Here is a 14,034-nt window from a genome sequence, read left to right on the forward strand (position 1 = left end):
GATGCCGCGACCGACATCGCCGATCCTGAGTGCCGAGCGGATCGCAGACGCCGCCATCGACCTGGTCGACGCCGGCAAGCCGTTCGGCGTCAACGCCCTCGCGCGGCAACTGGGCGTCACGCCGTCGTCGCTCTACAACCACGTGGACGGCCGGGATGCGATCGTCGAGCTGATGCGCGGACGCCTCGCCGAGCGTGCGGCCATCGTCGTTCCTGCCGGGCTGGCGTGGGATGTGGTGGTCGAGTACGTGGTGCGGGAGCAGCGTGCGATGTTCGCCGCGCATCCACTGGTGCTGCCGCTGCTGGTCGGCAAGCCCGTCACCGATGCGCTGGTGCTCGGCTACTACGAGGCGCTCGCCGAAGCGCTGCTTCGCGCCGGGTTCCCCGACGAGGACGTGCTGGTGATCGTCGCTATCCTGGATGCGTTCGCCCTCGGTTCCGGGCTCGACCTGTCGGCCCCTCCCGACGTGTGGCGGGCACAGTCCGGCACTGCGCTCGCCCGACTGGTCGAGAGCGGGGAGCCGGGAAGCGTCCGTGCCGATCGGGCGTTCGACCTCGGCGTCGAGCTGCTGATCTCCGCGCTGCGCGCCCGCCTCGCAGGGCATTCCAGCCCGGCGCTCCAACGCCCGGAAAGGCTTTCATAGCACAGGACCGGATCATAAAATTTGGCATTCGGCATGTAGGATGGCACCACGAGGCCGTGAGTGATCCGGCATCTCGTGCGGACGGATCGCCTGAACGGGTACAGGCGCCGCCCGGATTACGCGAGCGTCCTAGCGCGCCGCGTCGGTGCCCCCAGCTGTTTCGGGTTCAGCTGGGGGCATCTTTCCGTCCCGCACCAAAAGAACGAGCCCGGACTTCTTCAGGCGACACCCCGTAGGGCACCGTGAAGAAGTTCGGACTCGATGGCTTCGGTGGATTGGATCAGACGGCGCGGATCGTCCAGCCCGCGGTGGCGGAGGCGCCGGGGGAGAGGACGACGAGGTCCGTGCCGGAGTTGAAAGCGTCTGGCGGGCAGGTCATCGGCTCGACGGCGAGGCCGATGCGGTCGGTCGCGGGATCGTCGGTGTCCGCGGTGTGCACCTGCACCCACGGGCACGCGCTGTCCCAGCTCATCGAGACCCCGCTGCCGTCGGCGGCGTGCAGCCAGACCGTCGCGGTGTCGGACTCGTCCCTCTGCAGCCCGGTGAACGCGTGGTCGATGAACGTGTCTTCGATCGGGCGCGGCTCGCGGAAGTCGAACACCCCGTCGCCCTCCGTCGCCACGTCGGCCAGGCCGACGGGGATGAGGCGGTCCTCTGTGACGGTGAGCACCGTCGCCGCGGGCAGGGTGAGAGTCCAGTCGTCCACGCGGCCGTCGCCCGCGACCAGGTACGGATGCGGTCCGGTGCCCCACGGCGCGTCATCGTGCCCGGTGTTGGTGGCCGTGACGGTGGTGTGCAGGCCGTCCTCGTCGAGTTCGAAGGTCACGACCACGTCGACGCGGTGCGGATATCCCGCCTGCGCCTCGACGGTGGCGGAAAAGGTGACACCGCTCCCCGAGCGCGCGACGGCGGCGAAGTCGAGCCAGCTCGCCAAGCCGTGCAGGGCGTGGCCGCGGCCCGGCTCCGTGAGGGGGAGCTGCTGCTCGATCCCGGCGAACGTGTACCTCCCGTCGACCACGCGGTTCGGCCACGGGGCGAGCGTCGCCCCGCGATAGGCGGGCCGCACCTCGTCGGCGTCGAAGGGGACGATGAGCGGCCGGCCCTTGTACTCGAGGGTGCGCAGCGACGCGCCGACGGACGCGATGGTGGCGTGGTAGTCGCCGGCGGTCAGGCCGAAGTGCGTTCCGGAGATGGGGGTGGTCATCCGTCCATTCTGTTGCACCGGATGCGTCCCCGCATAGCGGCAGGGATCGCGAGCGCTGCGCTGGACGGTGCGGCTGTGCTCCCGGCCCGGCATCTCGGGCGACGTCGAGCCGTCCACCGCGCTCTTGTCATTCGTCGGATCAGTCGCGCGAGCGCGTCGCGGCGCGCAGCGCGGCGTACAGGTCGGCGCGCGCCGCGAAGCTGCCCAGGTCGACGCCCAGGATGCGCTCGGCCTCGGCGACCCGTGTGCGGAGCGTGTGCCGGTGCATCCCGAGCTCGCGGGCGGCCACGTCGTATACCCCGTTGTGGTCGAGCCAGACCCGCAGGGCGCTGGGGAGGTCCTGGTCGGCGTCGGCGAGCGGGGCGATGGCGGCCGTCGCGACGGCGCGGGCGTCCGGGGTGTCCAGCAGGGCGAGCATCCCGCCTCCCGCGATGTCGTCGAAGCCGCGGAGCGGCCGGTCGGCGTCCGCACGCTCGCGCGCCGCCGACGCCTGCGCGAGAGCCGACGACAACTCCGTGAGGGGCCCAGCGGCGGAGATGCCGCCGCGGAGGTCGAACCGGGCAGCGAGCTCCGGCAGCCCGGACGGGGCGGCGTCCTCTTCGAGGACGACCAGGTCGTGTCCGTCGCGGGCGAAGAACAGGCCGGGCCGTGTCTCCAGCACGTCGGCAGCCGCCGCGATCGCGGTCCCGCCGAGCACGGCGACGCGCACCGGCCCTGACGGCAGTGCGCCGAGCACCGGCTCGGCCACCGTCTCCGCCAGCGCTCGGTCGCCGGCGAGCAGCGCGCGCCACACCGCCGTGCGCAAGCGGGTGCGGGCTGCGTCGGTCGCTCTGCTCTGCTCGAGCGCGAGACCGGCCAGCGCGACGACGCCCGTGACCACCTGCTGCGCCGCCTGATCGAGTCCCGCAGACCCGACCGCGAGCACACCGCGCAGACGTCCGGCCGCCCCGAGGGTCTGCAGCGCGAAGGTCTGGCTGCCGTCAGCGCTGCCTCCTCCGTCGACGTCGGCGCCGCCGTCGGCTCCCGCCCCGCCGCCCCTGCCGCCGCCCGCGGTGCCCGCGGCACGGCGGCGGGCCCGCAGCAGCGGCTCTGCCGCCGCTGTGATCGCGTCGCGTTCGACCGCCGTGAGCGCACCGGCCGGATACGCCCTGTCCAGTTCTCCGTCCGCCCCCACCAGGGCGACGGGCCGCTCGATCTGGCGGGCGAGCTCCGAGAGCACGGCACCGAGCGCATCCGGTCGCAGCGCCGCCAGCGAAATGGCACGCGAGGCGCGGAGCGCCCAGGTGTTGCGCGCGTAGGTGTCCGCCGCCACCCGATCGGCCACGAAACGCGCGATGGCGATGAAGGGTGTGCGGTACGGCACCTCGAACAGCGGAAGCCCGAGCCGTGTGCACGCCTCGACCAGTGCATCCGGGGTCCCTGCGCGCACCACCTCGGTGCCGAAGCCGAGGCCCGCGATCCCGTGCTCGACCAGGCGCGACACATACGACTCCACCTCCCCTGGCTCTCTGGTGATGAGAAGCACCTGGCCGGGGGCGAGGAACCGCGTCGGGTCGTCGATGTCGGAGCTGTGCGCCCAGTGGATGCGCGCATCCAGTGCAGCAGACACGTTCGGGGTGAGGAGGCGCAGGCCGAGATCCGGCCGCGCGAGCAGCTGGGCGATGGTGGCGGGCACGATCCACTCCGATCCGCCAGGCTGTCCAGTGCTGGCGAACAGATTGTACACGGTGGCTAATTGACGACGGGGTCGGCCTCCATACGATTCCCCCATGACCATCCTCGACTCCTCTCCCACCGTCACCGGCGGCCCGGCTCTCCCGCAGGAGCGCAGGCTCGTCACCGCCATCCCCGGCCCAGAGTCGCGCAAGCGCGCAGAGCGCAAGGCGCAGGCCGTCGCGGCGGGCGTCGGCACCACCCTCCCCGTGTACACTGTCGCCGCTGGCGGCGGGGTGATCGTCGACGTCGACGGCAACTCGCTCATCGACTTCGGCTCCGGCATCGCCGTCACCGGGGTCGGCAATTCGGCTCCGCGCGTCGTCGAGGCCGTCACCGCGCAGGTGGCCGCGTTCACCCACACCTGCTTCACCATCGCGCCGTACGACTCATACGTCGACGTGGCCGAGGCGCTCAACCGGCTGACGCCCGGCGATCACGCCAAGCGCAGCGCCCTGTTCAACTCCGGCGCGGAGGCCGTCGAGAACGCGGTCAAGATCGCCAGGCACTACACCGGCAAGCAGGCCGTCGTCGCCTTCGACCACGCCTACCACGGCCGCACCAACCTCACGATGGGCCTCACGGCGAAGAACCAGCCGTACAAGAACGGCTTCGGCCCGTTCGCTCCGGAGATCTACCGCGCCCCGCTCAGCTACCCGCTGCGCGACGGCGGGCTGTCCGGCGCCGAGGCGGCCAAGCGCTCCATCACCATGATCGAGAAGCAGATCGGCGCGGCCAACCTCGCCGCGATCATCATCGAGCCGATCCAGGGCGAGGGCGGCTTCATCGTCCCGGCCGACGGCTTCCTGCCGGCGCTCGCCGACTGGGCGGCCGCGAACGACGTCGTCTTCATCGCCGACGAGGTGCAGACCGGCTTCGCCCGCACCGGCACCATGTTCGCCTCCGAGCAGTTCGGCATCGTGCCCGACCTCATCGTCACCGCCAAGGGCATCGCGGGCGGCCTGCCGCTCTCCGCCGTCACCGGCCGTGCCGAGATCATGGATGCGCCGCAGCTCGGCGGCCTCGGCGGAACCTACGGCGGCAACCCGCTCGCCTGCGTCGCCGCGCTCGCCGCGATCGAGACATACGAGACCGAGGACCTCGCCGCCCGTGCCCGCGCGATCGGCGCGATCCTGTTCGACAAGCTCGGCGCCCTGCGCGACGCCGACCCCCGCGTCGCAGAGGTCCGTGGCCTCGGCGCGATGGTCGCCATCGAGCTCGTCGACGAGAACGGCGAACCGGATGCCGCCCTCACCTCCAGGGTCGCGGCAGCCGTCCACGCCGCGGGCGTCGTGCTGCTCACCTGCGGCACGTACGGCAACGTCATCCGGTTCCTCCCGCCTCTGAGCATCCCGGACCACCTCCTCGTCGAAGGCCTCGACGTCGTTACGGAAGCACTGGTGAACGCATGAGCATCGCAGAAGAGACCACGACCGCCACGCTGACAGAGCGCGAGAGCGACCTGCTCTCCCGCGTGCCGGACGGCCTGTACATCGACGGCCGCTGGGAAGCGGGAACCCGCGACCCCATCGAGGTCATCGACCCTGCCACCGGCCGCGTGATCAAGCGCATCGCCAACGCCACGCCTGAGGACGGCATCCGGGCGCTCGACGCGGCAGACGCGGCGGCGGAGGCGTGGGCGGCGAGCCCGCCCCGCACCCGCGCGGAAATCCTGCGGAAGGCGTTCGACCTGCTGCAGGAGCGCCGAGACGACTTCGCGCTGCTGATGACGCTGGAGATGGGCAAGCCGCTGGCCGAGGCCAACGGCGAGGTCACATACGGCGGCGAGTTCCTGCGCTGGTTCAGCGAGGAGGCCGTGCGCATCGGCGGTCGCTACGGCCAGAATCCGGAAGGCACGGGCACGATGGTCGTCTCGCAGCGCCCGGTCGGCCCGTGCTTCCTCATCACGCCGTGGAACTTCCCGCTGGCGATGGCGACCCGCAAGATCGCCCCCGCCCTGGCCGCGGGATGCACGGTGGTCGTCAAGCCCGCAGAGCTCACTCCGCTCACCACCCTCTTCTTCGCGAAGCTGCTGGAGGACGCCGGGGTTCCCGCCGGGGTCGTCAACGTGATCCAGACCAGCACGTCGAGCACCGTGTCAGGGCCGATCATCGCGGACCCGCGGCTCAGGAAGCTGTCCTTCACGGGCTCGACCCCTGTCGGGCAGCGGCTGATCGCCCAGGCGGCGCAGAATGTGCTTCGGACCTCGATGGAGCTCGGCGGCAACGCGCCGTTCGTCGTGTTCGAGGACGCGGACGTCGACAAGGCGGTCGAGGGCGCGATGCTCGCGAAGTTCCGCAACATCGGCCAGGCGTGCACGGCGGCCAACCGCTTCATCGTGCACGAGTCCGTCGCGGAGGAGTTCGCCGAGAAGGTCACCGCCAGGGTGAACGCGCTCCGGCTCGGCCCTGGCACGGAGGAGGGCGTGACCATCGGCCCACTCATCGACGCCAAGGCTGTCGCATCCATGGTCGAGCTGGTAGGGGATGCGGTCTCCCGCGGAGCCCGCGTGCTCACCGGAGGGAACGCGCCGGAGGGCGACGGCTTCTTCTTCGAGCCGACCGTCATCGTCGATGTGCAGCCGGGCAGCACGATCCTGGCCGAGGAGATCTTCGGACCGGTGCTCGCGATCACCACGTTCGCCACGGAGGACGAGGGCGTCGCTCGCGCCAACGAGACGGAGTACGGCCTGGTCGGCTACGTCTTCACCGAGGACCTGGCGCGCGGTCAGCGCATGATCGACCGCATCGCCACCGGCATGATGGGCCTGAACACCGGCCTCGTCTCGAACGCCGCCGCGCCGTTCGGCGGCATCAAGCAGTCCGGCCTCGGCCGCGAGGGCGGCGCGGAAGGCATCCACGAGTACCTCTCCACCAAATACACCCTCATCCCCGCCTGACCCCCCCGCGAAACAATCGAGTCCGGACTTGTTCACACTCGTGACGGCGTGTCGCATGCATAAGTCCGGACTCGATGGTTTGGGGGAGGCGGTTCAGAGGGCGTTGGCGCTGGCGATCCCTCCGAGCCAGGCGAGGGAGGGCTTGGGGGTGCGGACGAAGGTCTCGCGGTCGACGGCGATCAGGCCGAAGGTCGGGCGGTATCCGCTCGCCCACTCGTAGTTGTCGAGCGCGCTCCAGTGCAGGTAGCCCTCGAGCCGGATGCCGTCCTGGATGGTCGCGTGCAGCTCCCGGAGAGCCGCATCCGTGTACGCGATCCTGCGCTCGTCGTCACTCGTCGCGATCCCGTTCTCGGTGATCATGACCGGCACACCGCCGGAGAGCTCCCAGGCGCTGCGGACGCCCTCCGCGGCGGCGGGCGGGTAGAACTCCCAGCCGGTCAGCGTCGTCTCGACGTCGTCGGCCACCGGAAGAGGACCTTCCGGGCCGATGAACGTGCGCGTGTACGCCTGCACGCCGACGAAGTCGTCGCCCGCGGACTGCTCCAGGTACCAGTCGTCGCGCGGATAGCCGTACTCGCGCAGCTTCTCCTCCGACCCCGGCTCGCCGTTCGAGCGGAACGCCTGCGTCGCGATCGTCCAGCCCGACTTGAGCCCCGGCACCTGCGACAGCACCTCGCGGGAGCGCTTGTGCGACGCGAGCAGAGCATCCGCGACTCCGAGGTCCGGGTTCGGCAGGCCGTAGGCGACGAGGTTGGCCGCGTCCTCTCCGCCGGCGAGCATCGCCGCGATGTTCGGCTCGTTGATCGTGCAGACGTAGTCGACGCCGTCGGAGACGATCGGAAGCGCCAGCTCGGTGTACCGCGCGAACAGGTCCGCCGCATCCGGCGCCCGCCAGAAGCCGTCGCGCTCGAACCAGCGCGGCACGGTGAAGTGCATCAGGGTCACGACGGGGTTGAGGCCGAACTCGTGGGCCGCGTCCACCATGCGGCGGTAGTGGTCGATCTCGGCGCGCGAGACGAAGCCGCGCTCCGGCTCGATGCGCGCCCACTCGACGCTGAACCGGTAGGTGTTGAGGCCGGCGTCCGCCAGCAGCTTCATGTCCTCGCGGTAGCGGTGGTAGCTGTCCATCGCGTCCCCGGACGGCTCGACGATGGAGGTGCCAGGCGTGTGCTCGTGCACCCACCAGTTGCTGTTGATGTTGTTGCCTTCGATCTGGTGCGCCGCGGTGGCCGCGCCCCAGAGGAATCCATCGGGAAAGGTGAGCACGTTACTCCTGTGGTGTTTCGGTTGACGGTCGGGAGGAAGTGATGGTCGAGAGGAAGGCGTCCAGCGCGGAGAGGGTGGCCTCCGGGGCTTCGAGCTGCGGGGAGTGGTGGCCGCCCTCGATCACCGCGTAGCTCGCACCGAGCCGTTCGGCCATGTGCTGCTGCATCGGGATGGGCCACGCGTCGTCGAACTCGCCGTGCGCGACCAGCACTGGGACAGCGGATGCGCGGAGCGCGTCGGTCGTGTCGTGGTCGGCGCGCAGGATCTCGGCCCCGGCGAGCAGGTTGTCGCTGGACGTGCGCTCGGCGCGGAGCCGGAGGAACGCCTCGTCCGGGCTGAGCGCGGAGTCCGGCTGTCCCACCGTGTGCGGGTTGTCCCGGTTCCAGAGGCCGATCGAGCCGGACTCGGACACCGTGTCCGTGGTCTGCTGGTGGCGGCCGGGCCAGCCGGTCGGGCCGGAGCAGAGCATGGTGAACGACGCGAACGCATCCGGAGCCGCGATGGTCGCCTCGCGCGCCACGACACCGCCCAGACTGTGCCCGATGAGGTGCACGGGGCGACCGTCGCCGATCAGGCGGGACACCTCGACCGTGTCAGCAGCGAGTGCGTCGAGCCGGTAGTGCTCGACGCCGGAGGGCGCTGCAGAGTCAGCCTGACCGCGCTGGCTGTACGCCCACACATCCCAGCCCTCCGCGGCGAGCAGGGGAAGGAAGGTGCGGAAATCCTCCTTGGAGCCGGTGAAGCCCGGCACGAAGAGGACAGTGCCGCGCGCATCCGTGCCGGTTCGCGCATCCCGTGCCGGCGCGTGCAGCGCGGTGAGTGTGCCGACAGCAGCGGGGAGGCCGACGACCTCGACGCCGTCCGGGATGGGCATGGCGCCGAACGGGGCGATGGGGGCGAACGCGGTCATGCCAGTGCCTCCCTCGCGCGAGCGGGGTTGGGCACGGCGTCGAGCAGTTCGATCGTGTACGGGTCGGACGGGTGCCGAAGCACGTCGGCCGTCTTCCCTCGTTCGACGACGCGTCCGGAGTTCAGCACCATGATGTCGTCGGTGACCAGCCGCGCGGAGAGCAGGTCGTGCGTGATGTAGAGGAGCGAGACGCCCCACTGTTCGCGCAGGTCCTCCAGCAGGGCGAGCACTCCGGCGCGCAGCGTCACGTCGAGCATCGAGACCGGCTCGTCGGCGATGAGCACCTGCGGGTCGCTCGCCAGCGCGCGCGCGATGACGACGCGCTGGCGCTGACCGCCGGAGAGCTGGTGCGGGAGCTTGGAGGCGAACTGCTCCACCGGGGTGAGGCCGACGGTCTCCAGCAGTTCGAGCACCCGGTGACGGGCATCCTTGCCGCGGAGGCCGGTGAAATTGACCACGGGACGGGTGAGCGCGTACTCGACCGTGTGCAGCGGGTTGAGGGCGGCGTACGGGTCCTGGAACACCATCTGGACGTTCTTGTGCAGGTCGCGGATGCCGCGCCTGTTCAGCTTCGCCACGTCGGCGTCTCCGAATCGCACCGTGCCGGAGGTCGGCTTCTCGACGCCGGTCAGCAGCTTCGCGATGGTCGATTTGCCCGATCCGGAGGCGCCGACGAGCGCGAGCGACTGGCCGGGCTCGAGCGTGAACGAGACGGCGTCGACCGCCGTCACCTCGCTTTCGCCGCGCCGCGGGGCCGGGTACACCTTCGAGACGCCGTCGACGACGATGGCCGCCTGTGCTGCGCGTCCTTCGCGCTGGCGAACAGCCGTGGATGCACCGGGTGCGGCCACGGATGCGCCGGCGCCGGATGCAGTCGCGTGGGCCGCGCTCGCGTCATCGCGTCGCGCCGGGAACCCCGGGAGCTCCACCACCTCGGCGCGCGGGTCGGCGTAGTGGCTCAGCAGCATCCGCGTGTACTCGTGCTGCGGCGCCTCCAGGATCTGCCTGCTCGACGCGTCCTCGACGATGCGGCCGTCGTGCATCACGAGCACGCGCTGGGTCGCTTCGAGCACGACGCCGAGGTCGTGGCTGATCAGGATGGCTGTGAAGCCCTCCGACTGCTGCAGCTCGGTGATCGTGTCCATGATCGCGTGCTGCACGAGCACGTCGAGCGCGGTGGTCGGCTCGTCGAACACCATCAGGCGGGGTTCGAGAGACAGGGCGAGCGCGATCGAGACGCGCTGGCGCATCCCACCGGAGAGCTCGCCGGGGAAGCGGGCGAGCACCTGCTCGGTGAGGCCGACCTTGCCGACGAGCTCGCGCATCCTGTCGTCCCAGCGGCCCTTGGGGACGTGGCCGTGGGCGTGGAAGATGTCGGCGAAGTGCTTGCGGATGGTCCGCACGGGATTGAGGGCGTTCATCCCGGACTGCAGCACCATGGCGAATCCGCCCTGGCGCTGGCGGCGCAGCTCCTCGTCGCCGAGTTCGCGGATGTCCTGGCCGCCGAACAGGATCTCGCCTCCGTTGGTGCGCGCCGGCGGCTTCTGCAGCCTGGTTAGCGCGAAGCCGAGCGTCGACTTGCCGGAGCCGGACTCGCCGACCAGGCCGACGAACTCGCCTGCGCCGACCGTGAACGACACGTGGTCGACGGCCTGCACCGGCGTCTGGCCGGCCGATTCGTAGATGACGGAGAGGTCGCGGACCTCGAGCAGCTCGCTCATCGTGCGCTCTTTTCTTTCGCAGGGCGTCCTTCTCGGAGGCGCGGGTTGCTGATCGCGTCGACGCCGAAGTTGATGAGCGTGAGGCTCATCGCCAGCAGCGCGATGCACAGACCGGGAGCGAACAGCAGGATCCACTGCCCGGTGAGGAGGGCGTTCGAGTTCTGCGCCCAGTAGAGGATGGTTCCCCAGCTCACGATTGACGAGTCGCCGAGTCCGAGGAACTCCAGACCGGCCTCCGCGAGGATTGCGGCCGTGGCCGCACCGAAGAAGCTGCCGGTGATGAGCGAGGTCATGTTGGGCAGGATCTCGTTGAACACGATCCGGAACGGCCGGTCGCCGGAGAAGCGGGCGGCAGTGACGAAGTCGCGCGAGCGCAGCGACTGGGTCTGGCTGCGCAGCACGCGGGCGCCCCACGCCCATCCGGTGATCACGATGACCGTCACGATCATGAACAGCCCGCCGTTCTGCAGGTAGGCGGCGATCACGATCATCAGCGGCAGGCCGGGGATGACGAGGAAGAGGTTCACGAAGAAGTTGACCACCTCGGCGCCGAAGCCCCTGATGTATCCCCAGCTCAGGCCGATCAGCACGGCGACGACCGTGGAGAGCAGGCCGGCGATGAAGCCGACCGCCACGCTCACGCGCGCCCCGTAGATGAGCTGGCTGAGCACATCCTCGCCTGCGGCCGTCGTGCCGAACCAGTGCTCAGGGCTCGAGTCCGCGTTGCGCGGGAAGCCGTCCTGCGTCGCGCCGTACGGGGCGAGCAGCGGCGCGAAGATCGCGACGAGCACGAAGAACGCCAGGATGATGAGGCCGAGCCTGGACTTCCAGTTCGACCACAGCGTGGATGCTGCGCGCCCGATGAATGCGAGCCTGTGCGGCGGCTTCGCCCCTCCCGAGGTCGAGGCATCCGTGGAGATGGACTTGAAACTCTGTGTCGTGGTCATCGGCGGGTCCTTGGGTCGAGTACGCCGTACAGAATGTCGACGAGGAAGTTGGCGACGAGAACGCTGACGGTGATGAGGAGGAACAGCGCCTGCATCAGCGGGTAGTCCTGGCCGATCACCGCGTTGAACAGCAGGAAGCCGATGCCGGGGTAGCCGAACACCTGCTCCACCAGGATCGAGCCGCCGACCACGCCGCCGAGGGCGAGGCCGAAGCCGGTGAGGTTCGGCAGGATCGCGTTGCGTGCGGCGTACTTCATGGCGACGGTGCGGCCCTTGAGGCCGTTCGCCTCGGCGAACGTCACGTAGTCGTCGCCGAGCGTGTTGATCATGGCGTTGCGCATCCCGAGGATCCAGCCGCCGATCGACGTGATCAGGATGGTGACGGCCGGGAGGATGGCGTGATATGCCACGTCGACGATGAAGTCCCAGCTCCACGACGGCGTGGCCGTCGGCCCGAAGGCGCCGGAGGTGGGGAACCAGTGCAGCACGTAGCCGAGGAAGAACAGCAGCAGCAGCGCCGTCCAGAAGTACGGGAACGTGCTCGCGAAGGTGCCGGTCAGCGTCGGCAGCGAGTCGAGCCAGGTGTTGCGGCGCCAGGCGGCGAGCACACCGAGCAGCGTTCCGAGCACGAACGCGACGATGGTCACGATGCCGAGCAGCACGATCGTGTACGGGAATGCCTGCCCCACCAGCTCGGACACGGTCTGCGGATAGAAGGTGTACGAGACGCCGAAGTCGAACGTGACCACCTGGTGCAGGTAGCTCACGTACTGGTCCCACAGGTTGCCGCCCGGCACGCCGAGCTGGGCCTCGATGGCCGCTCGGGTGGCGGCCGTGACGGGTCCATTCTGCGACAGCTTCGCGATGGCGGCGTCGGTGGGGGAGCCGGGCATGAGCCTCGGCAGGATGAAGTTCAGCGTGACCGCCGCCCACAGAGTGAGGACGAACAGGCCGAGTTTGCGGAGCGCGTACGCCATCGGCCTACTCACCGTCCTTCCTGAGCGTGAGATGCGTGAACACGAGCAGCGGGGTCTGGTCGTAGGTCTGCGGCGGCGCGTACGGGTTCTTCGCGTCCGGCCAGCCGGTGAACTTCGCGTCGTTGTATAGGCCCCAGAGTCCGCCGTAGTACAGACCGATCACCGGGAACTGGTCGTAGACGACGCGCTGCAGCTCGTGACTGAGCTGGAGCCGCTTCGCCTCATCAGTGGTGACCTTGTACTCCTGCAGCAGCTCGTCCGTGGCGGGATCGCTGTAGCGGCCGAAGTTGCTGGCGGTCGCCTTGCCCATCGGGGCGGCGAACTCGCTGGAGAGCAGGCCGTTGTACGCCTGGAAGATGATGCCGCCTCCCATGCCGCCCATCGCGACCTGGAAGTCGCCGTTCTGGATGGCCGCCTGATACCCGGGCGGCTGCGGCTGCTTGATGGAGACGTCGATGCCGATGGCGCCGAGCTCCTTGCGGACCTCCTGCACGGCACGGAGCCAGTCGGAGTAGCCGTTGGCGGTGGTGATGGAGAAGGAGAACTGCTTGCCGCTCGCATCCACCAGCTTGTCCCCCTGCTTGGTGTACCCGGCGGCGGCGAACGCGTCGAGGGCTCCTGCGGTGTTCTGCTTGATGATGCCCTGATCCGGGATGCTCGGGTCGAGCTCGTCCTTCTGGTTCGGCAGCATGAGCCCGGTCTGGCCGGCGGCGGTCATGTAGCCTTCCGTGGCCGCGTCGGCGATCTTGTCCTTGTCGAGCGCGAGCGAGATGCCGCGCCGCACATCCAGGTTGTCGAAGGGCTTGACCGTGAGGTTGGGCATGAGACTGATGACGCCGCCCGGTGGGAACCAGTACTTGTTGTTCTTGTTGGCGGAGACCCAGGTGCCCTGCACGTCGCTCATGAAGGCGTACGCCCAGTCGAAGCCCTTGGTGGCGATGTCGAGCTCGCTGGTGGCCGAGGGGAGCACCAGGTGCTTGACCTGCACCTTGTCGGCCTGCCAGTACGACTCGTTCTTGTCCATCGTGTACTGCTGCGAGGAGAAGTTGCCGAGCGTGTACGGGCCGGTCCCGACAGGGTTCGGGTCGCGCCAGGTGTCCGGGTTCTTGACGTCCTTCCAGATGTGCTGGGGGACGATCAGCGTCTGCGAGATGATGTCGGACGCCGGGGCGTCCGCCTCCTTGAGGTGGACGATCAGGTGGTCGCCCTTCACCTCGAGAGTCTTGATGTGCTGCCAGGCGCCCTTGAGGTCGAGCGTCGGGAACTTCTTGATCAGGTCGAGCGTGAACTTCACGTCCTGGACCGTGAACGGCTTCCCGTCCGACCACGTCGCACCGCTACGGATGGTGTAGTCGATCGTCTGCGGGTCCGGCAGCGCGATCTTCGACGCCAGCCAGGGCGTGCCCTTTCCGTCGAGCACGTTGATGACCACGAGCGGCTCGTAGATGTAGCTCGCTGCTGCTCGCTTGTTGACGAGATACGGATTGAAGTTGCGCTCCATCATCGGAGTGCCTTTGTCTGCGGCGAGCAGCATCGTGTCCGCCGGGATCGACGGGTCCTGCTGGCTCTGGATCTTGATGCTGCAGCCCGAGAGGGCGAGAGCGGCCGCAGCCAGCGTCGCGAGCATCGCGAGTCCCCGGCGTCTGGTGCCGGTGTGTTTCGTGTGCGTCATTGCCACCATCCTTGCTTGGTACGCGGACCACTGTAAGCGCATACATTCACTTTTGCAAGGTGTCCCCCAAAGTGGGGTCCCC

Annotated in this window: 11 protein-coding genes; 3 read left to right on the plus strand and 8 right to left on the minus strand. The window is 69.4% G+C overall.

Going from position 1 to position 14,034, the window contains the following annotated elements; translation table 11 throughout:
- Position 1: 1 nt before the first annotated feature.
- Entirely contained in the window at positions 2–643 is a 642-nt protein-coding gene (locus ACIRCZ_RS13175) for a TetR/AcrR family transcriptional regulator (RefSeq protein WP_402853818.1), read from the plus strand.
- Between the two features lie 280 nt (positions 644–923).
- Here ACIRCZ_RS13175 and ACIRCZ_RS13180 read toward each other — a convergent pair whose 3' ends face one another.
- Together ACIRCZ_RS13180 and ACIRCZ_RS13185 are read right to left on the minus strand one after the other, a co-directional pair.
- Positions 924–1,847, minus strand: coding sequence for an aldose 1-epimerase family protein (locus tag ACIRCZ_RS13180; protein ID WP_402853821.1), 924 nt, complete (start codon positions 1,845–1,847; stop codon positions 924–926).
- A 139-nt stretch (positions 1,848–1,986) separates the two neighbouring features.
- Positions 1,987–3,522, minus strand: coding sequence for a PucR family transcriptional regulator (locus ACIRCZ_RS13185; RefSeq protein WP_402853824.1), 1,536 nt, complete (start codon positions 3,520–3,522; stop codon positions 1,987–1,989).
- Between the two features lie 94 nt (positions 3,523–3,616).
- Here ACIRCZ_RS13185 and gabT point away from each other — a divergent pair, with 94 nt between their 5' ends.
- On the plus strand, positions 3,617–4,972 hold the full coding sequence (gene gabT / locus ACIRCZ_RS13190) for a 4-aminobutyrate--2-oxoglutarate transaminase (protein ID WP_402853827.1): 1,356 nt from the start codon (positions 3,617–3,619) through the stop codon (positions 4,970–4,972).
- Positions 4,969–6,459, plus strand: coding sequence for an NAD-dependent succinate-semialdehyde dehydrogenase (locus ACIRCZ_RS13195; RefSeq protein WP_402853830.1), 1,491 nt, complete (start codon positions 4,969–4,971; stop codon positions 6,457–6,459). Before gabT ends, ACIRCZ_RS13195 begins: the two co-directional genes overlap by 4 nt.
- A 93-nt stretch (positions 6,460–6,552) precedes the next feature.
- Here ACIRCZ_RS13195 and ACIRCZ_RS13200 read toward each other — a convergent pair whose 3' ends face one another.
- Genes ACIRCZ_RS13200 through ACIRCZ_RS13225 form a run of 6 tightly spaced genes read right to left on the minus strand, consistent with a single transcriptional unit; the run spans position 6,553 to position 13,952 of the window.
- Complete coding sequence (locus ACIRCZ_RS13200) at positions 6,553–7,725, minus strand: glycoside hydrolase family 1 protein (protein WP_055889960.1); 1,173 nt, start codon at positions 7,723–7,725, stop codon at positions 6,553–6,555.
- 1 nt (position 7,726) lies between these two features.
- Positions 7,727–8,635, minus strand: coding sequence for an alpha/beta fold hydrolase (locus ACIRCZ_RS13205; RefSeq protein ID WP_055889963.1), 909 nt, complete (start codon positions 8,633–8,635; stop codon positions 7,727–7,729).
- Entirely contained in the window at positions 8,632–10,356 is a 1,725-nt protein-coding gene (locus tag ACIRCZ_RS13210) for an ABC transporter ATP-binding protein (RefSeq protein ID WP_055889965.1), read from the minus strand. Before ACIRCZ_RS13210 ends, ACIRCZ_RS13205 begins: the two co-directional genes overlap by 4 nt.
- A complete protein-coding gene (locus ACIRCZ_RS13215; protein ID WP_055889968.1) occupies positions 10,353–11,303 on the minus strand; it encodes an ABC transporter permease in 951 nt (316 codons plus the stop codon). The genes ACIRCZ_RS13210 and ACIRCZ_RS13215 overlap by 4 nt, the downstream gene beginning before the upstream one ends.
- Positions 11,300–12,280, minus strand: coding sequence for an ABC transporter permease (locus ACIRCZ_RS13220; RefSeq protein WP_055889970.1), 981 nt, complete (start codon positions 12,278–12,280; stop codon positions 11,300–11,302). Before ACIRCZ_RS13220 ends, ACIRCZ_RS13215 begins: the two co-directional genes overlap by 4 nt.
- A gap of 4 nt (positions 12,281–12,284) precedes the next feature.
- Complete coding sequence (locus ACIRCZ_RS13225; RefSeq protein ID WP_402853836.1) at positions 12,285–13,952, minus strand: ABC transporter substrate-binding protein; 1,668 nt, start codon at positions 13,950–13,952, stop codon at positions 12,285–12,287.
- Between the last annotated feature and the right edge of the window lie 82 nt (positions 13,953–14,034).

Source organism: Leifsonia sp. NPDC102414, assembly GCF_044765685.1.
In the GTDB taxonomy this organism is placed as follows: domain Bacteria; phylum Actinomycetota; class Actinomycetes; order Actinomycetales; family Microbacteriaceae; genus Leifsonia.